At 55.7% G+C, this 23,554-nt stretch carries 16 protein-coding genes and 4 pseudogenes; 9 read left to right on the plus strand and 11 right to left on the minus strand.

Features of this window, described 5'->3' with window-relative positions; genetic code table 11:
• The first annotated feature begins 5 nt into the window (after positions 1-5).
• The 5 genes and pseudogenes from hxpB to O1V66_RS10005 all read left to right on the plus strand — a co-directional run bounded on the left by hxpB (position 6) and on the right by O1V66_RS10005 (position 4,822).
• Positions 6-671, plus strand: a complete 666-nt coding sequence (hxpB, locus tag O1V66_RS09985; protein WP_045046561.1) for a hexitol phosphatase HxpB — start codon at positions 6-8, stop codon at positions 669-671.
• 230 nt (positions 672-901) lie between these two features.
• The gene (gene kduI, locus O1V66_RS09990) at positions 902-1,738 is read left to right on the plus strand and encodes a 5-dehydro-4-deoxy-D-glucuronate isomerase (RefSeq protein ID WP_045046560.1); all 837 of its coding nucleotides are present in this window, start codon (positions 902-904) and stop codon (positions 1,736-1,738) included.
• A 37-nt stretch (positions 1,739-1,775) separates the two neighbouring features.
• Positions 1,776-2,537 carry a 2-dehydro-3-deoxy-D-gluconate 5-dehydrogenase KduD gene (gene kduD, locus O1V66_RS09995; protein ID WP_045046559.1) on the plus strand — a complete coding sequence of 254 codons (762 nt, stop codon included), beginning with the start codon at positions 1,776-1,778 and terminating at the stop codon, positions 2,535-2,537.
• 149 nt (positions 2,538-2,686) lie between these two features.
• Positions 2,687-3,244, plus strand: a complete 558-nt coding sequence (locus tag O1V66_RS10000) for a metal-dependent hydrolase (RefSeq protein WP_045046558.1) — start codon at positions 2,687-2,689, stop codon at positions 3,242-3,244.
• A gap of 185 nt (positions 3,245-3,429) precedes the next feature.
• A pseudogene (locus O1V66_RS10005) lies at positions 3,430-4,822 on the plus strand (L-cystine transporter).
• Positions 4,823-4,891: 69 nt separating this feature from the next.
• On the opposite strand, the pseudogene kdgR reads toward O1V66_RS10005, so the two are convergent.
• Positions 4,892-5,684 (minus strand): annotated as a pseudogene (kdgR, locus tag O1V66_RS10010) (DNA-binding transcriptional regulator KdgR).
• 248 nt (positions 5,685-5,932) lie between these two features.
• Here kdgR and O1V66_RS10015 point away from each other — a divergent pair.
• On the plus strand, positions 5,933-7,315 hold the full coding sequence (locus O1V66_RS10015) for an MFS transporter (protein WP_045046555.1): 1,383 nt from the start codon (positions 5,933-5,935) through the stop codon (positions 7,313-7,315).
• Between the two features lie 90 nt (positions 7,316-7,405).
• Here O1V66_RS10015 and htpX read toward each other — a convergent pair whose 3' ends face one another.
• The 5 genes and pseudogenes from htpX to O1V66_RS10040 form a co-directional block, all read right to left on the minus strand.
• Positions 7,406-8,287 carry a protease HtpX gene (gene htpX / locus O1V66_RS10020; RefSeq protein ID WP_045046554.1) on the minus strand — a complete coding sequence of 294 codons (882 nt, stop codon included), beginning with the start codon at positions 8,285-8,287 and terminating at the stop codon, positions 7,406-7,408.
• 239 nt (positions 8,288-8,526) lie between these two features.
• On the minus strand, positions 8,527-10,578 hold the full coding sequence (gene prc / locus O1V66_RS10025) for a carboxy terminal-processing peptidase (protein ID WP_045046553.1): 2,052 nt from the start codon (positions 10,576-10,578) through the stop codon (positions 8,527-8,529).
• A 19-nt stretch (positions 10,579-10,597) separates the two neighbouring features.
• Complete coding sequence (locus tag O1V66_RS10030) at positions 10,598-10,696, minus strand: hypothetical protein (RefSeq protein ID WP_269128293.1); 99 nt, start codon at positions 10,694-10,696, stop codon at positions 10,598-10,600.
• 122 nt (positions 10,697-10,818) lie between these two features.
• A pseudogene (gene proQ / locus O1V66_RS10035) lies at positions 10,819-11,286 on the minus strand (RNA chaperone ProQ); the annotation flags it as partial.
• Between the two features lie 95 nt (positions 11,287-11,381).
• Complete coding sequence (locus tag O1V66_RS10040; protein WP_045046878.1) at positions 11,382-11,879, minus strand: GAF domain-containing protein; 498 nt, start codon at positions 11,877-11,879, stop codon at positions 11,382-11,384.
• Between the two features lie 323 nt (positions 11,880-12,202).
• On the opposite strand from O1V66_RS10040, the pseudogene yebS reads away from it, so the two are divergent.
• From yebS to O1V66_RS10055, 3 genes and pseudogenes are all read left to right on the plus strand, one after another.
• Positions 12,203-13,449: pseudogene (gene yebS / locus O1V66_RS10045) on the plus strand (membrane integrity lipid transport subunit YebS).
• The gene (locus O1V66_RS10050) at positions 13,418-16,048 is read left to right on the plus strand and encodes a PqiB family protein (RefSeq protein ID WP_045046550.1); all 2,631 of its coding nucleotides are present in this window, start codon (positions 13,418-13,420) and stop codon (positions 16,046-16,048) included. The pseudogene yebS and the gene O1V66_RS10050 overlap by 32 nt, the downstream one beginning before the upstream one ends.
• A 169-nt stretch (positions 16,049-16,217) precedes the next feature.
• On the plus strand, positions 16,218-16,463 hold the full coding sequence (locus O1V66_RS10055) for a DUF1480 family protein (RefSeq protein ID WP_045046549.1): 246 nt from the start codon (positions 16,218-16,220) through the stop codon (positions 16,461-16,463).
• A 15-nt stretch (positions 16,464-16,478) separates the two neighbouring features.
• Here O1V66_RS10055 and O1V66_RS10060 read toward each other — a convergent pair whose 3' ends face one another.
• From O1V66_RS10060 to O1V66_RS10080, 5 genes are all read right to left on the minus strand, one after another.
• Entirely contained in the window at positions 16,479-17,126 is a 648-nt protein-coding gene (locus O1V66_RS10060; RefSeq protein WP_045046548.1) for a hypothetical protein, read from the minus strand.
• 96 nt (positions 17,127-17,222) lie between these two features.
• A complete protein-coding gene (locus O1V66_RS10065; protein WP_045046547.1) occupies positions 17,223-17,615 on the minus strand; it encodes an ASCH domain-containing protein in 393 nt (130 codons plus the stop codon).
• A gap of 70 nt (positions 17,616-17,685) precedes the next feature.
• A complete protein-coding gene (locus tag O1V66_RS10070; RefSeq protein ID WP_269128294.1) occupies positions 17,686-20,568 on the minus strand; it encodes a WG repeat-containing protein in 2,883 nt (960 codons plus the stop codon).
• Positions 20,568-21,830, minus strand: a complete 1,263-nt coding sequence (locus tag O1V66_RS10075; protein WP_269128295.1) for a WG repeat-containing protein — start codon at positions 21,828-21,830, stop codon at positions 20,568-20,570. The genes O1V66_RS10070 and O1V66_RS10075 overlap by 1 nt, the downstream gene beginning before the upstream one ends.
• Complete coding sequence (locus O1V66_RS10080) at positions 21,760-23,352, minus strand: WG repeat-containing protein (protein WP_269128296.1); 1,593 nt, start codon at positions 23,350-23,352, stop codon at positions 21,760-21,762. Before O1V66_RS10080 ends, O1V66_RS10075 begins: the two co-directional genes overlap by 71 nt.
• Positions 23,353-23,554 lie beyond the last annotated feature (202 nt).

Consider the following 23,554-nt stretch of genomic DNA (forward strand, 5'->3'; position numbering starts at 1 on the left):
TAAAAATGAGTCAGGTAAAACCCGTTCAGGCCGCAATTTTTGACATGGATGGACTGCTGATTGATTCGGAACCGTTGTGGATGCAATCCGAGCTGGAAATTTTTGAAAGCGTGGGCGTCGATATCTCCAAAAAGGATTTGATCCCCCATACCCTGGGTCTGCGTATCGACCAGACCGTGCGCCTCTGGGCGCAGGTGCTGCCGTGGAAAGGCGTGAGCGAAGCCGAAGTAACGGCAAGGATTATTGCCCGCACCATCGAGCAGGTGGAGCGGACCCGTCCGCTGCTGCCGGGCGTTGAAGACGCGCTGAAACTCTGTCAGGCGCGAGGACTCAAGATTGGACTGGCTTCGGCCTCGCCGCTGCACATGCTGGACAAGGTGCTCGAGATGTTCAACCTGCAATCCTACTTTCAGACTCGCCAGTCCGCCGAGCATCTGCCCTACAGCAAGCCCCATCCCGAAGTCTATTTGCAGGCCGCGGCGGCGCTTGGCGTGGATCCTCTCGACTGCGTGACCCTCGAAGACTCGTTTAACGGCATGATTGCCACCAAGGCGGCGCGCATGCGTTCGATTGTCGTGCCGGATCCTCTGCTGGGTGAAGACCCGCGCTGGGCGCTGGCCGATGTCAAACTGTCTTCGTTAAAAGAGCTTAAAGCCGAACATCTGGGGTGAAGCCCGGCATGACAAGTTCTTATGGCGGACCGGGTGTCCGCCTTTTTTATGCGCTCGCCCCAGCGTTAAAACATCAAACATTGACCCCGCTCGCAAAAAAGTAAAACATCATTTCATTTTTATTGAATTCACATCCCAATCGTCCTATGCTTTTCTCATCAGGACGAGTCGGGCCGCCCATACGCCCGATGACCCCGCTTCCTTTCCGATGACCAAGAAGAGGCAATGACATGCAAGTTCGTCAAAGTATTCATAGCGATCACGCAAAACAACTCGATACCACCGGTCTGCGTCAGGAGTTTCTGATCGAAAAAATCTTCGAGCAGGACAACTACACCATGACCTACAGCCACATTGACCGCATTATTATCGGCGGCGTAATGCCCGTTAATAATGTGGTTACCGTGGGCGATGAAGTCGGTAAGCAACTGGGCGTGAGCTATTTTCTTGAGCGTCGCGAGCTCGGCGTCATCAATATCGGCGGGCCGGGCCTGATCGTGGTCGATGGCAAAACCTATGAAATCGGCAACGAAGAAGCCCTCTACGTCGGCAAAGGTGCGCGGCAGGTCGATTTCAGCAGCGTGGACGCAAGCCGCCCGGCCAAGTTCTATTACAACAGTGCCCCTGCGCATTCGCGTTTCCCGGACAAGAAAATCACGCTCGCCGAGGCTTCTCCGCAGACACTGGGCGATGCTTCGACTAGCAACCGCCGCACCATCAACAAATTTATCGTGCCGGACGTGTTGGAAACCTGTCAGTTGACGATGGGTCTGACCAAGCTTGAGGAAGGCAGCCTGTGGAATACCATGCCGTGCCACACTCACGAGCGCCGTATGGAAGTCTATTTCTACTTTGATATGGATGCAGACACCGCCGTCTTCCACATGATGGGCCAACCGCAGGAGACACGTCATCTGCTGGTGCATAACGAGCAGGCGGTGATTTCGCCGAGCTGGTCGATTCATGCGGGCGTCGGTACCAAGCGCTACACCTTTATCTGGGGCATGGTCGGGGAAAATCAGGTGTTCGACGACATGGATCACGTGGCCGTCGGCGATCTGAAATAGTTTTTAATTATTGGCAAACCACAGGCGGTATAGGGCTATGGTGCTTAACAGTTTTGATTTGCAAGGAAAAGTGGCGCTGGTGACAGGCTGCAACACCGGTCTCGGACAGGCGATGGCGATAGGTTTGGCGCAGGCAGGTTGCGATATTGTCGGCGTCAACCGTTCCGAACCCAACGAAACGCTGGACGCCGTGCACGCGCTCGGCCGCCGCTTTCTGGACCTGCGCGCCGATCTTACCCGCATCGACGCCATTCCTCGCCTGCTTGAAAGCGCCGTTAGCGAGTTGGGCCACATCGATATTCTGGTCAACAATGCCGGGATCATTCGCCGTGAAGATGCGCTGAATTTCAGCGAGAAAGACTGGGATGACGTGATGAACGTCAACAGCAAGACCCTGTTCTTCATGGCGCAGGCGGTGGCGCGGCAGTTTATCACCCAAGGCGGCGGCGGCAAGATAATCAACATTGCTTCCATGCTGTCGTTTCAGGGCGGGATCCGCGTGCCCTCCTATACCGCCTCCAAAAGTGCCGTGATGGGCATTACCCGCCTGCTGGCCAATGAATGGGCCAAACACGGCATTAATGTCAATGCGATTGCACCGGGCTACATGGTAACCAACAACACTGAACAGCTGCGCGCCGACGAGAGCCGCAGTCAGGAAATTCTCGACCGCATTCCCGCAGGCCGCTGGGGCGAACAGGAAGACATTATGGGGCCGGTCGTCTTTCTGGCGTCCAGCGCCTCGAACTACGTAAATGGTTATACTTTGGCCGTTGATGGCGGCTGGCTCGCGAGATAGTGACAAAAGGCGTCATGACACTGTCACGAGTCGATAATTATTACCTTTTTAATCAAAAGGTTGACAAATAGTTACAGGGTAACACCTTCCGCGAGAATGGGCTTTCACCTATACTGGATAAAATAACAGTTATTCAGTTCGGAAGCATTATGACTGCGGAAGGTCATCTCATTTTCTCCATTGCCTGCGCAGTGTTTGCCAAGAAGGCACAATTATCGCCTGAGCTTGCTCACGGCGACTGGTGGCATATTGTCCCGGCGTCACTGTTGATGTCACTGGTGCCTGATATCGATCACCCCAAATCGCTGCTCGGTCAGAGGCTGAGGTTTATCTCGCAGCCCATTGCCCGAATATTCGGCCATCGTGGATTCACGCACAGTCTGCTTGCCGTTGCCGCAGGCGTTTTTCTGCTGAAAACGCGTTTGCCGCCAGACTGGGTTATCCCTATCGATGCGCTGCATGGCATGGTGATTGGCTATTTGAGCCATATTCTGGCCGACATGCTGACTCCCGCGGGTGTGCCGCTGCTGTGGCCCTGTCGCTGGCGTTTTCGCCTGCCTATCATCACCACGCAAAAGGGCAATCAGCTCGAGCGGATTTTTTGCCTGCTGATGGTCGGACTGACCTTGTTTTGGCCGGACTGGTCGCCTATTATCGGTGCCATCAATCCGCACAGCCTCGACTTTATTTTGAAGTATTTGACTTAATAACGTCTATAAAATGGTCATATCGTTTAACCAATACACAATATTAAGCGGAAAGTTATAGCCCATTCCTTTTGGTTATAAGAGCTTGCCCTCTCATTCTGGTACTCTACGCCCATCGTTAAGCGCTGCCTTATTATTCCCTCTGGCAGCCTTCTCAAGTGAATCAATTCTCTGGAGCTTTGGGTATGAATCTTCCGCTGATTTTAAACGTGGTAGTGTTTGTTGCCCTCCTTTTGCTGTTGGCCAAATCAAGCCGCAAGCAATGGAGTCTGGCAAAGAAAGTCCTCGTAGGCCTGCTGGTCGGCGTGGTATTTGGTCTGGCCTTGCAGTTGATCTATGGATCCGACAGCGCCGTACTGAAAAACTCGATTCCGTGGTTCAACATCGTTGGTAACGGCTATGTTCAGCTACTGCAAATGATTGTCATGCCGCTGGTATTTGTGTCGATTCTGAGTGCGGTGGCGCGTCTGCATAATGCCTCCTCGCTGGGTAAAATCAGTTTCCTGACCATCGGTACATTGCTGGTTCACTACGCTGATTGCCGCACTGGTGGGCGTGTTTGTAACCAGACTGTTCGGCCTGACGGCGGAAGGTCTGGTGCAGGGTACGCAGGAAACCGCCCGTCTGGCGGCGATTCAAACCAACTATGTGGGCAAGGTTGCCGACCTGACCGTGCCGCAGATGATCCTGTCCTTTATTCCTAAAAACCCGTTTGCCGATCTCACCGGTGCCAGCCCGACCTCGATTATCAGCGTCGTTATCTTCGCCGCCTTTGCGGGCGTTGCCGCGTTGCAGCTGGTGAAAGACGATGCCGAAAAAGGCCCGAAGGTTCTGGCGTTTATCGACATCCTGCAATCCTGGGTGATGAAGCTGGTACGTCTGGTGATGAAACTCACCCCTTACGGCGTGATGGCGCTGATGACCAAAGTGGTGGCCGGTTCAAACATCCACGACATCATCAAGCTGGGCAGTTTTGTGGTCGCGTCGTATCTGGGTCTGGCTATCATGTTTGCCATTCATGCCCTGCTGCTCTCCTTTACCGGCGTGAATCCGGCGAAGTTTTTCCGCAAGGTGTGGCCGGTGCTGTCGTTTGCCTTTACCAGCCGTTCAAGCGCTGCGACGATTCCGCTGGCCGTTGAAGCCCAGACGCGTCGTCTCGGCATTCCTGAATCCATTGCAAGCTTTGCCGCGTCCTTTGGTGCCACTATCGGGCAAAACGGCTGTGCCGGGCTTTACCCGACCATGCTTGCCGTCATGGTTGCGCCAACAGTTGGGATAAATCCGTTCGAACCGATGTGGATAGCCACTCTGGTCGGCATTGTTACGCTCTCTTCTGCCGGTGTGGCGGGTGTTGGCGGCGGGGCGACCTTTGCTGCGCTTATCGTGCTACCTGCGATGGGTCTGCCGGTAACGCTGGTGGCGCTGCTGATTTCCATCGAACCGCTGATCGACATGGGCCGTACGGCGCTTAACGTGAGCGGCTCGATGACCGCAGGCACCATTACCAGCCAGATTCTGAAACTCACCGACAAGAAGGTGATGGATGAAGACGAACACGCCGAGCTGGCGCATCGTTAATGTCTGACACGGAGTAAGGTGCCGGAACCCTGCCTTCTGCCGCCGGAGAACAGCGGCAGAAGGCGGTTATCAGAAGGGATACTGATGATAGCCGAGCTGTTCGGAGATGTTACGCGCCGCAGTATGCAGCATCTCGACATAATCCTTCTTGCTCTCCTGCGAAAAACGAATGGTCGGGAACGAAATGCTGAGCCCGGCAATCACTACGCCAAAACGATCGAAGACGGGCACCGCGATACAGCGCAACCCCTGTTCCTGCTCCTCGATGTCCTCGCCATACCCCTGCTCACGCACTTTTTCAAGCACCTTGACCAGACTCGGCACATCCGTAATGGTGTTTTCGGTGCTGCGGGTAAACTGCATTTCCGCCAATAGCGCCTTGACGTCGCCGGGTTCGCCCCATGCCATCAACACCTTGCCGATGGCGGTGCTGTGCAGCGGGTTGCGACGGCCGATGCGCGAATGCATACGCAGGTTGTACATCGAGTCGATTTTATGGATATAGACAATGCCGTCTTCATCCAGCGCGCCCAGGTGAATGGTTTCGCGCGTTAATCGGGAGATTTCACGCATTTGAATGTCGGCAGAACGGATAAGATCGACGTTTCTGCAACGCCTTGGCACCCAGCTCGAACAGCTTGAGGGTCAGGGTGTATTTCTCGGACTCCCCTTCCTGATCGACATAGCCCAGCGACTTCATGGTTTGCAGAAAACGGTAGACCGTGCTTTTTGACATCATCACGCGCTGCGAAAGTTCGGTGATACCTATCTCGCGCTCGTCGCCGAGGGCCTGCAAGATGCCAAATACTTTCAACACCGAAGATACGGAGTCGGGTTGTTTATCAAGATCAGCGATCGCCATAGTCTTTGTCCTGCCAGAGTGTGTATGACGTTATTATTTCATAAATTCCCGAATGATACTTTTTTTGTTTCATTAATAATGGAACGCTATTTCTAAAGAATTGAACTCGATCGCATTTCAGCATTTACGTGAAAATGTTAACTCTGGTTACAATTAATTAAGTCCGACAACCGCGCGTCTAAACGGACGTTGAGTAGTTAGCGTGATAATATTTCCTTCACTTATTAGCCAAACGCTGACGCTCAGACATGACAACCACGGTTAACGACGGACTTCCAGCACCACAACGCTACGGGGCAATCCTGACCATTGCCCTGGGTATTACGGTTTCGGTACTCGATGGCGCCATTGCCAACGTCGCCCTGCCGACCATTGCGCAGGACCTTAACGCCAGCCCCGCCTCTTCCATCTGGATAGTAAACGCCTACCAGCTCGCCATTACCGTGTCGCTGTTGTCGCTGGCCTCGCTTGGCGAAATCTTCGGCTATCGCCGCATCTACATGATTGGCCTGGTGGTGTTTAGCTTCACGTCTCTCGCCTGCGCCCTGTCTGATTCACTGCCTACATTGACCCTCGCGCGCGTGCTGCAGGGGCTTGGGGCCGCGTGCATCATGAGTGTCAATACTGCCATGGTGAGGATAATTTATCCGCAGCGCTATCTCGGGCGCGGAATGGGCATCAATGCGCTGATCGTCGCCGTCTCTTCGGCCGCAGGTCCGACCGTGGCGGCCGCTATCCTTTCCGTCGCCAACTGGCCGTGGCTGTTTGCCATCAACCTGCCGATTGGTCTAGTCGCCTTCTTCCTTGGTCTGAAATATCTTCCGGCCAATAGCATCAAAACGGCGGGACAGAAGTTCGACTTTGTCAGTAGCGTGATGAATGCGCTGACTTTCGGCCTGCTGATAAGCGCGATGAGCGGTTATGCGCAGGGCCAGGATCATCGTCTGATCCTTGGCGAAGTCGTGCTGCTGCTGGTGGTCGGCTGGTTCTTCGTGCGCCGTCAGCTCACCCGATCCTCGCCGCTGCTGCCGGTCGATTTGCTGCGCATTCCGATTTTCAGTCTCTCTATCGGCACCTCGATGTGTTCTTTCGCCGCACAGATGCTGGCCTTCGTTTCGCTGCCCTTCTTCCTGCAAAATACACTCGGGCTGGACGCCGTCTCGACCGGTCTGCTGCTGACGCCGTGGCCGCTGGCGACGATGGTAATGGCACCGATTTCCGGACGCCTGGTGGAGCGCTATCACGCGGGTATGCTCGGCGGTATCGGGCTGGTCGTGTTCTCGCTCGGGCTATATTCGCTGGCGTTACTGCCGGACCATCCGTCCTCTCTCAACATTATCTGGCGCATGATCATCTGCGGTGCGGGTTTCGGCCTGTTCCAGTCGCCGAATAATCACACCATCGTCTCTTCGGCCCCTCGCAGTCGCAGCGGCGGAGCCAGCGGCATGCTCGGCACGGCGCGCCTGCTCGGACAAACCACCGGTGCGGCAATGGTCGCCCTTATGTTCAATCTGTTCGGCGTGCATGGCACCCATGCTTCATTGATTCTGGCAGGCTCTCTGGCGCTTGGCGGGGCTGTTATCAGTATCTTGCGCATGACGCAGAAATCGGCCAATCCGCAGCAAACCTGAGCCATCGGTGCTTTTTCTGCCCAATAAAAAAGGCCCGGCAACCTCATGTTTGCCGGGCCTTTTACCTTTTGGCGCAAACCGCGCCGAGGGTTATTTCAGGTATTCACCGCTACGCAGGGCTTCGATGCGTTTGTCCAGCGGCGGGTGCGACATGAACAGCTCGCTGAACGTCTTGTTCTTGCCGTTGATGCAAAACGCCATCAGGCTGCCCGCTTCCTGCGGTTCATGGCTGGTTTTCAGACGCTGCAACGCGGCAATCATCTTCTCGCGGCCAACCAGTTTCGCAGAACCGGCGTCGGCGTGGAATTCGCGGTGACGGGAGAACCACATGGTAATGATGCTGGCAACAATACCGAAGACCAGCTCAAGCACCATGGACACGGCAAAGTACACCAGCGGATTGCCGTTGCTGCTCTCTTCGCCCTCGCGATCGCCTGACATAAAGCCCGAGGCAATCTGTGCCAGAATGCGGGAAATAAAGATAACGAAGGTGTTCACGATGCCCTGAATCAGCGTCATCGTAACCATATCGCCGTTGGAAATATGGCTGATTTCATGGGCGATAACCGCCTCGGCCTCATCCTGGCTCATGCTCTGCAACAGGCCCGTGCTGACCGCGACCAGAGAGGCGTCGCGGCGTGCGCCGGTGGCAAAGGCGTTGATGTCGGGCGCATGATAAATGGCGACCTGCGGCATCTTGATACCGGCCTGCTGTGACTGACGGCTGACCACGTTCATCAACCAGCGTTCGGTTTCATTGCGCGGCTGCTCTATGACTTCTCCACCAACCGAGCGTAACGCCATCCATTTTGACATCAGCAAAGAGACGAATGCACCGCCGAAGCCGAAGAGACCGGCCATGATCATGAGTCCCATCACGCTGCTAGAACGAATGCCTGTCAGACTGAGCACCAGTCCGAAAACCACCATGACAGCCAGGTTGGTCAACAGGAACAACGCTATACGCATCATATGTTTATTACTTCCTCATTGTTGTATTAATTCGTGTAAACCGTCTGTACGAGACAGGATATCTAGATCCTATGGGCTTCCCTGCAAGTTTCAAGGGGAAAAGCCTGATGGCGCAGGTAATTCACAATACTTTACAGTTTGAAGCGTTTTGATTAACCCATTCTACACGGCGGCGCAGGCAAAAAAATAGCGCACCAGAGGTGCGCTACGGAATACGGCTTGTTATGGCATCGAGAAACTCACTGCGCCTGACTGTTCTGCTCTTTTTCGAGTTTGGACAGATCAACGGCAATGTTGTCGGCTTCGTCGAGATACGGGTCCGGCGCCACATAGTCTTTCGGCAGATCGTCGAGAGACTTGATAGGCTTCTTGCCTTCGCGTTTAAAGCGCTCGTTTAAACGAGTCAAACGGGTAGCGTCGTCTTCCTTGTCTTCTTTATCACGCTGGGCGTAATTCAGGGACACGTTGTCGCGCTTGTCTTTATTCGCATTGAACTTGGCAATATCCTGCTGGATATACTGGAACTCCGGATCCTTGGCAATACGCGCGTCGTGCTCTTTCACCAGTTGCGGAACGAGAGGAGCCAAATCGCCGGTGCGGGTGTAGGTTGCGGCATTGACGCTGTCCCACGGCATGGCGTTGTCTTCGAATCGCTCGCCGACCTGATTGTCGATAAGGCCGGTTGGCATGACGACATCCGGCGTTACGCCCTTGCGCTGCGTGCTGCCACCGTTGATTCGATAGAATTTCTGGATGGTGTATTGCACGGAGCCGAGCGCCGGCCATTCAGGGCGCAGCATCTGGTCGTAGATGCGGTTCAGGGAACGGTATTGCTGCACGGTACCTTTACCGAAGGTCGGTTCACCCACGATAAGCGCACGGCCGTAATCCTGCATCGCAGCGGCAAAGATTTCAGACGCGGAAGCACTGTAGCGGTCGACCAGCACCACCAGCGGACCTTTGTAGTACACGACGCCGTCGGTATCACTGTCCTGACGGATGTGGCCGTTATTGTCGCGCACCTGAACCACCGGACCACTCGGAATAAACAGCCCTGACAGAGACACCGCCTCGGTCAGCGCTCCACCGCCGTTGGTGCGGAGGTCGATAACCAGGCTGTTGACGTTCTGCTTGGCCATTTTCTGCAACTGAACCTTGACGTCATCGGTCAGGCCGACGTAGAAGCCAGGAATGTCCATCACGGCGACTTTTTCATTGCCGACTTTCTTGATGGTCATCTTGACTGCGCGGTCTTCCAGACGGATTTTCTCGCGGGTCAGTGTCACGGTACGGGTTTTGGTGCCTTTGCCCGCCGGCAGAACTTCAAGGCGAACCTTGCTGCCTTTCGGTCCCTTGATAAGCGCCACGACGTCATCAAGACGCCAGCCAATCACATCAACCATCGGTTTGCCGGTCTGGCCGACGCCGACGATACGATCGCCAACCGCAATGGTTTTGCTCTTGGCCGCCGGGCCGCCTGCTACCATCGAGTTGATGACCGTGTAGTCGTCATCGCCCTGCAGAACGGCACCGATACCTTCCAGAGACAGGCTCATTTCGGTGTTGAACTGTTCGGTGCTGCGCGGCGACAGATAGTTGGTGTGGGGATCGATTTCATGGGCAAACGCGTTCATCACCAGCTGGAAGACGTCTTCGCTGTTGCTCTGCGTCAGACGCTTCATGGCGAAGCGATAGCGTTTACCGAGAATGTCGCGGATTTCCTGATCGTTCTTACCGGTCAGCTTGAGGTTCAGCTCGTCATATTTGACTTTCTGATCCCAAAGATGGTCCAGCTCGGTGGAATCTTTCGGCCACGGAGATTTGGTGCGATCGAGGGTAATGGAATCGTTACCGTTGAAATCCATTGGTCGCGCCAGCACGGACAGCGCATATTCGTAGCGTTCGAAACGACGTTTCTGCGCCAGATTATACAGTGCGTAAGGCGTAGACAGTTGACCGGATTTCAGCTCGTCACCCAGCGTGCCGCGTTTGTCGGCGAATTGGGCAACGTCGGAAGCCATTAATACGTTATGGCCATTATCGAGCATGTTCAGGTAGCGATCGAAGATCTTCCCTGAAAAGTCGGCATTAAGATCGAATTGACGGTAGTGCGAACGGGTAAAGCGTGCTGTCACACGCTCACTCACCGTTGCGTCTTGCGGTTCCTGTGCCAATTGCGGAAGCTGAGCGAGAGTGACCGGTGCACTCTCATTCGCAAAACTGGTGTTGACCAGAGTTGCTCCCGAAAAAAGCAGACCCGCGATTACGCTTAATCTGACAAATTTGTTCATGCCTGAGTTGGCCTCCGTATCAGAACTGCAAGTGTTCTGCGCGCACGATCATCGCCAGACCCGAAGAGAGTTGTACACGAACGCCGTCTTTTGCAATTTCCAAAACGGTGGCATCCATCGCACTCTTTCCTGCTCTGACTTTGATTTCCTGGCCAATTTGCAGTTTTGAGATATCTGTGACTGGCACTGGACGCGGTTGGCTGACTTCACGTGGTGGACGTGGAGTACGCGGTTTGCGATTTTCTTGACCAGAAACAGCGGCAGGCGCATTTTCACGACGAGGCGCAGGTTTTTTGCTGCCGGACGTGGGCGACGCGGCTCGGCATTTTCACCGTTGGCTTCGCGACGCTTGGCCTGTTGCTCGGCACGTTGTGCCTGAACGCGGGCTTTTGCTTCTTCCAATTGTTTACGGGCGTGCTCGACGTGCTGTTCTTCAAGAACACCACAGGCATTGCCGTCAAGGTCTACGCGCTGGGCGCCGACTTTAACGCCATACAAATAACGCCAACTAGAGGTATACAGGCGCAGAGCAGAACGCAATTGTGTCTTGCTCAGATTTTCTTCGCCCTGAACGCGCTCTACCAGATCTTGAAAAATGCCGATCTTTAATGGGCGCGCTTCACCTTCGGCGCTAAAGCAAAGCGGGAAACGCTCTGCCAAAAAGGCGATCACTTCTTTACTACTGTTCAACTTAGGTTGATTTTCCATGAAATTTCCTGATTACAACGGGTTTGCCAACCGGCGCAGGCATGAACAGGCGTCATTATAATGACCCCGTCCGTAAATGCTACGTTATCCGTCGATCAACTTGCGATCAAATTGACATATTTTGCAGCGTTACTGTTTTCCAGGTGCTGACAAAGCCCGGCTACCAATTCTGTTAGCCCCTGCTCGTCGACGTCGTCGAAGCGCTGATAGAGCGTGCTGTCGATGTCCAAAACACCAATAACCTGACCTGAAACGGTCACGGGCAAGACAATTTCTGCGTTACTGGCCGCATCGCAGGCAATGTGTCCGGGGAAGGCATGCACGTCGCCGACGCGTTGTACCGCGTTCTCGGCGACGGCTGTTCCGCAGACTCCCTTGCCTACCGGAATTCGTACGCAGGCAATCTTGCCCTGGAACGGTCCGAGCACCAGCGAATCGCCATCCATCAGATAAAATCCCGCCCAGTTCACGCCCTCAAGACGTTCGTAGAGCAAGGCACTGACGTTGGACAGTGTCGCGATGAAGTTGTTTTCCCCGGCGATTAACGCGTTCAGGTCACGTTTTAATTCCGTGTAGAATGCTTCTTTAGTCATGTTGTAACCATTAAAACCTGAGGGCAGACCGCTATTTTGCATGCTTAACCTTTCTAAAATAAGCTTTAAATGCGCATTCAGACAAGGTTAATCCTGTGTGTCTTCAAAAAGACTGGCCTACAATGTACTTTTTGCCGGGAGGCGAAAGTGCGCCCCGGACAAAATTTTGCCGAGACAAATTTATGTTCCGGCGTTTGCATGATACGTTATTTTATCTAAAAATCCCTGACCTTCTTGGCGGTTACCTTGCCAGATAGTTAAAATGTCCGCAATTTGTGACAGTCAGCCTCAATCAACTGCAGGTCATTTTGCTTACAGGTCCTATGAAAATACGAACAATATCAGGCCCGTTGCCGCAGCCACGTTACCAGCGCTGCAGCGAATGCGACTACCTCTTTGCCATGCCGGCGTTGCGCAGAACGCAAACTGCACACTGCCCGCGTTGCAATAGTAAAGTCGAAAAAGGCAAAGTCTGCTCGCTTCCAAGGCTTATGGTTATCGCAATCAGCATTTTGCTATTGATGCCCTTTGCCTATACCGAACCGCTCATCAGCATTCGTCTGCTCGGTACCCGCATCGACGCCAGCCTGTTCGAAGGCATCTGGCAGATGTCGAGCCAGGGCTCTCCCTGACCGCCAGCATGGTGGCATTCTGCACCATCGGCGCGCCGCTGACGCTGGTCTGCTCCATTTTGTATCTCTATTTCGGCAGCAAGTACGGCATGAATCTCAAGCCGGTGCTGCTGGTGCTGGATCGCCTGAAAGACTGGGTGATGCTCGATATTTACCTGATAGGCATGGCCGTGGCCTGCATCAAGGTGAAAGAGTATGCCGATATCGACATGGGCACCGCGCTGGTGGCCTATATCTCGATGGCGATTCTGGTGACGCTGACCCAGATAAACCTCAATATCGAACAGCTGTGGGAGGAGTTCTATCCGCAGCCACGGCCCAAATGCGTGCCCGATTCGCTGGTGCTTTGCCTCTCCTGCAAGTTTACCGGCCATCCCGACAACCGCGGGCGCTGCCCTCGCTGCCATCAGCAAATGAGAAAACGCTACAAGCACAGCCTGCAAAAAACATGGGCGGCATTGATTTCAGCGATGGTATTGTTAATTCCGGCTAATCTATTACCTATCTCGGTAATTTATGCCAATGGCCAGCAGTTGAAGGACACGATTTTCTCGGGCGTGGTTTCGCTCGCGACCTCGGGCAACATTCCCATCGCCGGTATCGTGTTCATCGCCAGCGTGCTGGTGCCCTTTACCAAGGTTATCGTGCTGCTGACACTGCTGATAAGCATTCATTTCAAGGCTCATCAGGGACTCAAGACCCGCATCCGCCTGTTGCGTCTGGTGAAATGGATAGGCCGCTGGTCGATGCTGGATTTATTCGTTATTTCATTGATGATGTCTTTGGTCAACCGCGACCAATTACTCTCGTTTACCATGGGTCCGGCCGCGTTTTATTTTGGCTCTGCCGTGATACTGACTATTCTTGCCGTTGAATGGCTGGACAGCCGCCTGATTTGGGATGCACATGCAACAAGACACACCGAATACTCCGACTGAAGCACGCGTCAAAAACAGACGTCGCATTTCACCTTTCTGGCTGCTGCCTTTCGTTGCCCTGCTGATTGCAGCCTGGCTTATCTGGAGCAACTATCAGGAACAGGGCAATACCGTGACCATCGACTTCCAGTCGGCGGCAGGTATTGTCGCGGGCCGCACGCCTGTGCGCTATCAGGGGGTCGAGGTCGGGACCGTGCAGTCAATCAGCCTGAGCAAAGACCTGCGCACCATCAATGTCAAAGTCAGCATCAAGAGTGAACTGGCCGATTCGCTGCGTGAAGGCACGCAGTTCTGGCTGGTTACGCCGAAAGCCTCGCTGGCCGGGATCTCCGGGCTGGACGCGCTGGTCGGCGGTAACTATATCGGCATGATGCCGGGCACCGGCAAGGAGCAGGACCACTTTACCGCGCTCGATACCCAGCCGAAATTCCGGCTTAACACCGGCGAGCTCATGGTGCATCTGCACTCCAGAGATTTAGGCTCGCTCAGTACCGGATCGCTTGTGTATTACCGCAAAATTCCCGTAGGCAAAGTCTATGATTACGATATTGAACCTGCCAACACGGGGGTCACTATCGACGTGCTTATCGACAAGCGTTTTGCCCATTTGGTGAAAGAGACCAGCCGTTTCTGGAACGTGTCGGGCTTCAAGGGCGACTTTAGCCTGAGCGGCGTGAAGGTCGAGATGGAAAGCCTCGCGGCGCTGGTCAACGGGGCGATTGCGCTCGACTCCCCTGCCGACGGTAAACCCGCCAAGGCCGAGCAGTCCTACGAGCTGTATCCCGATTTGGCGCAAAGTCAGCGCGGCGTTGAAGTAACGCTTGACCTGCCAAGCGGCGACGGACTCAGCGAGGGCCATACGCCGCTGATGTATCAGGGTCTGCAGGTCGGTACGCTGACCGAGGTCAAGCTTCAGCCCGACAACAAGGTGAAAGGCAAACTGACCATCGATCCTTCCGTTATCGATCTGCTTCGCACGCACACCCGCATCGAGATGAACAGTCCGCGCGTCAGCCTGAATAATGCCAAACTCAGTCAGTTGCTGACCGGCAACACGCTGGAACTGATTCCGGGCGAAGGCGAGCCGAAAAACCAGTTTACCGTGCTCGACAGCAGCCAGCGCATGTTGCAGGACCCCGGCGTGCTGACGCTGAAACTGCTTGCGCCACAGAGTTACGGTATCGACGCCGGTCAACCGCTTATCCTGCACGGCATCACCATTGGTCAGGTGCTTGACCGCACACTGACCGATGCCGGTATTCAGTTTAATGTCGCCATCAAGTCGCAGTACAAGAGTCTGGTGCATCAGGACAGCAAGTTCGTGGTCAACAGCCGCCTTGACGTGAAACTGGGCGTGGACGGCATGGAAGTGCTCGGTGCCAGCGCGCAGGAGTGGATTGACGGCGGGATCCGCGTCATGCCGGGCAGTAAAGGCTCGCCTTCCGGTCAGTATCCGCTTTACAGCAATGCCGAAAAGGCCGAGCAGGGCATTCTGGGCGAAAAACCGAGTACCACGCTGACGTTGACCGCCAAGAGCCTGCCGGATGTACAGACCGGCTCCGTGGTGCTTTACCGCAAATTCCAGGTCGGCGAAATTGTGAATGTTCGTCCCAAGGCCAACGAGTTCGAGGTGGATGTCTACATCCAGCCCGAATATCGCAACCTCCTGACTCAGAAAACCATTTTCTGGGCCGAGGGCGGCGCGAAGGTCCAGCTCAACGGTGGCGGCCTGACGGTTCAGGCTTCGCCGCTGGATCGCGCCCTGAAAGGCGCCATCAGCTTTGACAACATTGAAGGGGTGACGCTGACCAAAGGCGTGAAACGCGTCCTGTACGACAACGAAACAGCGGCGCGCGCGGTGGGCAGTCAGATTACCTTTAATACCTACGATGCCAGCAAAATTTCGGCGGGCATGCCGATTCGCTATCTGGGTATTACCATCGGTCAGGTCGAGTCGCTGAAACTGAACCCGCGTCTGAATCAGGTCGCGGCGAAGGCGGTGCTGTATCCGGAATACGTCGATGACTTCGCCCGCCTCGGCACGCGCTTCTCGATCGTAACGCCCGAGATTTCCGCCGCGGGCGTGCAGAACCTGGATACGCTGCTGCAGCCTTATATCAATGTCGAAGCGGGTAAAGGGCCGCCGAGCCGCACCTTTGATCTGCAAACGGCGACCATCACGGATTCGCGTTACACCGACGGATTGGCGATTGTTGTCGATGCGACCGAAGTCGGATCGCTGCAAATCGGTACGCCGGTGCTGTTCCGCGGCATTGAAGTCGGTACCGTCACCGGTTTCAATCTCGGCGAGATGGCCGACCGCGTCAATGTGGCACTGCGCATCAGCAAGAAATACCAGTATCTGGTGCGTGACAACACCACGTTCTGGCTGGCTTCGGGCTATAACCTGCAATTTGGTCTGACCGGCGGCAGCTTCAAGAGCGGGACCTTCCAGCAGTTTATTCGCGGCGGGATTGCCTTTGCCACACCGCCGACCATTCCTGTGGCGCCCAAAGCCTCGACCGGCCGTCATTTCCTGCTGATGCAGGAAGAGCCGAAAGACTGGCAGCAATGGGGCACCGCCATTCCGAAAAACTAGTCGCAAGGGCAGACTTCCTGTGGAGGTCTGCCCTTTCCCTCTCTTCTCCGCCGTGCCTACTTCCCGCCTGTTGGAGTTTTCCTATAGCACTCTTTGTTCATTGAACTAAGCTCAAAGATTACGCTGCGGGCTTGCGCCTGCCGACATTAGCTCGACGAGGAGAATTTCTATGGGTAAATCAAGCTTACAAATCGGTAGTTTCAAGATTGACGACGCGCAGCTCTTTTCCCCTGAAGCCGAGGGCGGCAACAGGCTGGTTATTCCGTGCAAATCGGATCCGGGTCTTTGCATGCAGCTGGACGGCTGGGACGATGACGTGAGCGTGCCCGCGATTGTCGACGGGCGCGATTCGCTGCTCTATAAAGAAAAATATGACAGCCAGAAAGATGAATGGATTATGCGGGTCGGTAAATAACCCGCCATTACGGTGTCAGGCCGTCGTTCCGGGCATCAGGGCGACGCCGCGACCCGCAAAGAATCGGCCAAACTGCGCGAGGGGCAGCTGCACATAGGACTGGGTTGCCTCGCTGTGACCCGAGGGATTATGGAAGGTCACGTTACCCTGCTCCACGGCGGTCACCAGCACCAGATGACCGCCGGTGCGAGGCGGCGCAACCTCTGGATGACGAATCCCCGGATGCACCGAGGCAATAAAGAACCGGTGTGTCTCAAGCTCCCGCGCAATATCCTCGACCTGCATCTCGACTCTCACCTGCCCGCCAATATCCAGCTCATGTTTTAGAAACTCGACAAATGGCGCATAGATAAGCCCGCGAATGTTTTCTCCTTCCCGCACATAAGCCCCGTAAGGCAAGCTGCGACGAGTAAGCTCGAGGATAGGCACCACTTCACCGGTTGTGGCCGCCAGCGCCATTTTCAGGCAGCACATGCCGCAGACATGATTGGCCCACTCCACGAATTCCGCCTGCGGCAAGGCGCCCGATGCGGGCCACTCGTCAATCTCGTGCAGGCTTTTGGCCTGACTCAAAATCTCGGGGGCCGACGAGGGGGATTCCCACTGGCTAAAATACGGAATATCAAGGGTTTCGGCGAGAGGGTTGCGTGAAAAGGTAGACATGAAACGGGTTCTCCTGAACATCAGTGCAAGTAAGTTGAAAACTATCAGGATGACAAAAGAGAACCGGCCAGCTCAGTGAGCTGGCCGGCTGGCAAATCAGAATTTTTCGACCAGGACGAACTTCATCAGCAGCAACGGCATATTCGGTTCAAACATGTCGTAGGCTTCAAAGAAACGCTGGTGCTCGGCGCGCCATGAGGCCAGCGTGCGGTCGCCTTCCCCTTCGGCGAAAGCGTGTTCTTCCGTCACCAAATCGAACGGCACCTGCTTCACTTCGGTCAATTTCACTGCACAAACCGGGTGATTTCGACCGTCGACTATCACGAAGACTTCGCCCACTTCCGGCGTGCCGTCATCGTCGAGATTGGCACAGGTCGCGGTTTTCACCCCTTCAATGACCTTGTTTGCCAAATCATCAGCCTGCGCCTCGTTGTCACCAAAAGACCAACGCTCTGCGTCTTTGTACTTTTGCGGAAGTTGAGGGAGCATAATTTATCCTTTTATTTAATCGGTCTACCAAGAGTTATCAGCTAAACCTTAGCACGAAAATCGAATTCCATTAATCACACTTAACCGGCATTTTTTGCGGCCATTGACGGGTGTTGCCGCCGTCATAGAGCACCTGAATACCACATTCGTGGTCGACACGCGCCAGCGGCTTGCCGGTGGCATCGAGCATCATCGACATTGTCGGCGTCGAGACAATGCCCACGCCGCTGTTAAATGCCGACACCGCGCTGAATACCGGCGGAATGACAAAGCTGCCCTGGGCATTCACGTAGCCGTAGCCGCTGCCGATACGCGCGAACGCCAGCCCTTCCGTTACCAGCCCCAGGTCGCCATAATTCACCGAGGCAACAGGATGCCCCTGCGCGTCTATCCAGGTCTTGCTGCCATCGGGTTTGCCGAGTACCGCCTGGCCTTTCTGCATCAGGCTGCCTACGCCCGAGACTGTCAGCACAAGCTTGCCGGTGCTGTCGACATAGCGTGTGGTGGCCTTGCCTTCGTCGAGGTCGTAAGACACGGCCATCGCGCTGCCGGTCGGCCATACCCAGTCACCTTCCGGCATCGCCGCCACGCGCGTGCCCTTCTCGTCGATGAGTTCGCTGCCCTGTGCCAGCACGCGCAAGGCGCGCTGGTTGACAAAAGCCGAGCCAGGCTGGATTTGCGGCTGAATCTGCCAAATTCCCTGCGCGTTCAGATAGCCGACCTGCGGCTGGCGGGAAAGCTTGACCCAGTCGCCTACCGCCGAGATGCGCGTCTGCTGCTCGTGCAGCTCGATATTGCCCTGCGCATTGAGCAGCCACGACTGGCCTTCGCCCGACGTGGCCAGAATACGTCCGTCATTGAACTGGTTGACGTTAAGGTCGCGAGTCAGGTCGATACGCACCGATCCGTCGTTGGCGATAATCTGCGATTCGGTCGCGGAAGCCGGTTGGTCGTCGGTTTTGGGCGCCTTTTCGAGTTGCCACAGCGCATTGTTGATGCGCCGAACGTTGGCAAAATCTGGCGTGACCAGCGGTTTACCTTCGCCGTCGATAATGCCCCAGCGCGCATTGGGCAGTTGAACATTGGACAGGCCGTAGGCGAGCTCCCCGACCGACAGATAACTCGGCGCGGCAATCACTTTTTGGTTGACCGCGTCGAAGATGCCCCACAGCGCGCCTTCGGCGGCGGTCTGGCGGAACCGGAACCAGCCGTTGCCGAGTGATTGCAGCTCGAAGGCGTTTGGCAGGGCAAAATGTTTACCCGTCGTGTCTATCGCCGTCAGCTTGCCATCCTGATAATCCAGGGCATAGCCGTTGACGAAAGGCGCGATGTTGTCTTCGCTAAGCGGAACCAGCGTCTTACCCTGCGCATCGACGATACCCGTGCCTTGCGCCGTATTGACGATAAACTGTCGAGCCAGACCGCCCTGCCCCGATTCGCTGCTGTCGGCAGGTTGAATATTTTCCCATTTGCTGTCGAGTTGCACAGCGCCGTCGGCACGAATGAATCCTGCGCCCGCTTTCGGGTCTTGAGGATCCGGTTTGATAAGCGCCAGCGGCGCAGTGTTGTCACTCTGCACGCGTTGCAACGGCTGAATCTGGTAATCGGCCAGCAGCGCTACGTTTTTGGCGCTTAACAGCAGCTTGCCGCCGTTGTCGACCAAATTGACGATTTTGCCGTCTGAGTCATGCAGCCACAGCCGGTTATTGATAAGCTGCGCGTGACTTATCTGCCCCAGCCAGTTCACCGGTTGCGTGCCGCCAATCAGCGTGCCGTCGGGTGAAATAATGGCGTTGACGCGGTGTTGATCGCCGCGCGTCGTCAGCAGGAAATTACCGGTATCGGCCTGAAGCGGAGTGCTGCCTCCAGGCAGGGAAAGCGGCTGCTTTTTGCCGGGCACATACAGCGCCAGCGTCTCTTTACCGCTGTTATCCAGCAGATAGTCGCCCTGCACCGCAAGCCCTGCGACCGCGTCATTGCTCAACGTGGCAATCTCGTTGCCGCCGTTGTCCAGCAGCGTGTTTTTATCCGCCGTTTTCGCCAGCCAGAACTGGCCGTTCAGCGCTTTCACCGACTGGTAGGTCTTGTCGATTCGCGAACCGTTGTCGCGAATCAACACCACGCCGTCGGCAACCTTCGCCACCGCCAGCGCACTGCTGTTGTCACTGAGTGTAATGTCGCTGAACTGCGGCTCGACACGCCAGGCCAAATCGCCGTCGGCGATGCCAAATCCTTTATCGGCGTCGCGGGCGATAAACAGCCCCTGCTTGCCAAAAGGCTGCACCACTTCCATTTTGTCGGTGGCAACGTGGCGCTGGTCGTCGGGCGACAGCAACACGGTTTTATAGCTTAACGCCAGACGCGCCGGATTGCCGTCACCCAGTTGAACGTCATCGACCAGCGCATCAAGCGGTTTGCCAACGGTCTGGCCCTGACGATTGATAAGCTGCGTTTTACCGGCATTCTCGACCAGCGCCAGCTCGACCTGCGTGAAGTCTTCGGCGCGGTCAAAGGTAGGCTGAATGGCCCATTTGCCCGTGGCGTCGATATAACCCCATTTTCCCTTGAGCTTCGCCGCGGCAAGGCCGTAGTGGAAATCGCCGACCTGCTCGAAGACCGGTTTGATAACCAGCTGGCCGCGATTGTCGAGAAAGCCCCAGCGATGACCGCCGAGATCCTTGACCAGTGCGACATCGTCGATAGCTTGTCCGGCATCGGGCAGCAGCACGGCAGCACGGCTTTCATTGGCCGCACGAATACAGATATTTTGCGTGGCGGGCAGCGCCCTTTCGGCGCGCTGGGCTTCATCGAGCGTATTTGGCGCAAAACAGGCGCTTTCGGCCACGGCATGGGCAGGCAGAGTCATCGCCATCAGGCCCATTGCGCCGCCGAGGGTCAGAGCGTGACGAACCGCCCGCGATAAACGTTTGGTCTGGAGAGTCGATGGAGACATTATTGTGCTCCTCCGTTTTGAACCGGATTCGCACAGTTCACCGGTTTGGCGGGCCAGAGTTGATGCCCCTTGGCATTGAGGATCACACGTTGATTACATTTTTGCGGCAACTGCGCCTGAACGGCACCGTCGGGATCGATGAGTTGCACGACGCCCTTCGCCACTACCCACGCACGCTTCTCGCTGAAATCACTGGCCCAGCTGTATTTCGGCAAGGTGGTGAAACTTCCGCTGCCGTTGATGTAGCCTATCAGCTGGCCGTATGTGTCCTGCTTGACGGCGGTGGCGCGGGTGTCTTTCATGGCGCCGACGCGGGTGAAATAATTACCCGTCAAGGGCTTGCCATTGGCATCGATAAATCCGTACAACCCGTCAGTGCCGCGCACCGGCACCATGCCTTCACTCGACTGGGCGGCCGCCAGGCTGTTCAAACCTGCAAAACGGCTGATTTCATTGCCCTGCGTATCGAGCAACACGGTTTCGCCGGTGCTGTCGTCATTCATGACGATGCGGTCCATCGAGGCCAGTGGCTGCGCCGCGTTATTATCGGCCAGAGGCTGAACACCGTTGGCATCGATAAGCGTAGTATGTCCGTCGCTCTGCGCGCTGGCCCAGCTTTGGGGTGAAATAAACCGCAGGGCGGAAGAGTAGATAGGCGCGATTTGCCAGTTGCCCTGACTGTCGATGGCACCAATGTGCGGGCCAAAGCCGAGCAAGGCCCAGTCGCCGTTGATGCGCACCGATTCCGGGGCAATCTGCTTGCTGACCACGGCCCGACCGTCGTCGTCCATTAGCGCCACGCCGCCATTTTCAGGACGGATAAGCCAATGCGTGTCGCCAATTTTCTGCGGATTGCTCAGCAAATGGGTCGCGAGGCCAAGGCCGGTCACCGCACTGTACAGGCTGTAACGGTTGTTGCTGGTATCGTGTTCGCCCGGCGTATCGCCTTCGGCAATCATGAAGATGTTGTCACCGGCCGGCTGCGGCTTGCCGCTGCGTTCGGCGTCAGGCGCAATCGCCCACAGCCCTTTCGGGTTAATCACGCCCCAGCCAATGTCGTTGCGCGCGAGCGCATATCCGTCGTGGAAGGCCTCAAGCTGGATAAAACGCGGAGGAATTCTGGCGCTGTTAGCCGCGATATCCCAGATACCCCAGCGGCGCTCGTCATTGTCGCCATGCGTATAAAGCAGGTCATTGCCTGAAACCTGTTGCGCCGTTTGCAGAACCGCGCGTCGGAATATCGACCACGTTGCCCTGTGCATCAATGACTTTACGGCTTTCGACGTTTTTGTCGTCAACGACGGTGGCCCAGCTATAAGCGCCGTCAAACGGGGCGACCTGCCGGAATTTTGGCGGGACCAGCCACTGACCGTTTGCGGTCACGGCCCCCATCATGCCGTTTTCGGTTTTCACCACCAGCGGCCCGTTACGCCCCGGCGCGCCCAATTCGGCCCACTGCGGATCGCTGTAAATCTCGCCTTCGGCGGTCAGGATGGCCGGTTTTTTAGTCTTGTCATTGGGCGTCAGCAAGGCCAGCGGCAGGCCCGAGTCGGCATCGTCGCTACTGCTGGCCTGATTGAGATCGCGGGCATCGAGCGGCTGCACCTTATATTCGTTCAACGCCGTGAGCGTGGCCGCCGTCAGCAGCCCCACGCCATTGGCATCATAAATTTGCACCAGCTGCGGCGGACGGTTTTCACCGCGTGCATCAACCTGCTGTACCCAGAGTTTGCCATGCTGACTCAATAACTGGGGCTTGTTGGCCTTGATATCCACCACGCGGTCGTCTGCACCGACAAGCACCAGACCTTTACTGCCTTTACCCAGCAGCATGTTGCCCCAGGTCTGATAATCGTCGGCCTGATCGGCTGGGAGATCCTGAGTTTTTTCCAATTTATTACTGAGTAATTGCTGAGTATTGTTTGCGGTGACAACAATCCAACTGCCTGATTTAAGAGGCATAACGGACTTATACTGGTCTTTACTCAGACTCACACCGTTGCGATCGACAAATGTCCAGGAGGCCTTACCCTTGACGGCAACCACATCGCCATTAAGCAGCGGCTGATTGCGCGTTTTCAGTTTCATCGGGTCGACGGCCCACTGACCGTTGTCATCGAGATAGCCCCAATATCCACTCTGCGCCGTGTCGCGCTGCTGGGCGGGGATCAAGCCGGACTGCGGTTCGTCCAGATTCATCACGTCATCAGGCAAAGAGACGGAGCGCCCCTGGGTGGCATTCCACAACGCCGGAGAAATTTGCACCTGAACGCTTGCCAGAGGCTGGCCCTGCTCAAAACCGGCGGAATCCAGTGACGCCGCAAACGGCAGGGTTTTGATAATCGCGCCCTGCTTGTCGATGAGGGCCAAACGGTTGTCAGTGACCACCAGCGCCGTGCCCTGCGCGTTGAAATCGGTGGCACGGGTAAAACGTGGCGTGATGGCCAGATGGCCTTTTGCATCTATGTAGCCATACAGGTCATCTTTTTTAACGGCAGCCAGCCCGTTGGCAAATCCGTGCGCTTCGCGATAGGCAGGCTCGATAACCATCTTGCCGGAGGCATCGATAAAGCCCCACAGCCCTTGCTGATCGCGGCTTGACCCCATCAGCACCGGCGCAAGGCCCTGCTGGAAAGGCAACTGACAGCTGTCGGCCGTTTTTGGCGCGGTACACGCTCGCAGCCAGGCATCGTCGGCCTGGGCAGGTGCAGAAAGTGCGGTACCTAGAACCAGCGCCAATGCACTGAAATTCATGACATGTTTTAGTGTTTCGGAATAAATCATCCGATTCCCTTTTGACTGATAGATGATGAAAGGTACGACGCTGACCCCATGCAGGTTCCCGGCATACGGCGGCCAGCGAAAATACGATAATAATCAAGCTCTATGAATGTTGTTCGCTATTTCTTATAGGGTGTCAGCTTGAGCAACAAAAAGCAGCTATTTTATTGACTGAGAGCCTATCAAAACACTTTATTACGCGTTA

The sequence above is a fragment of the Rouxiella chamberiensis genome (genome assembly GCF_026967475.1).
In the GTDB taxonomy this organism is placed as follows: domain Bacteria; phylum Pseudomonadota; class Gammaproteobacteria; order Enterobacterales; family Enterobacteriaceae; genus Rouxiella; species Rouxiella chamberiensis.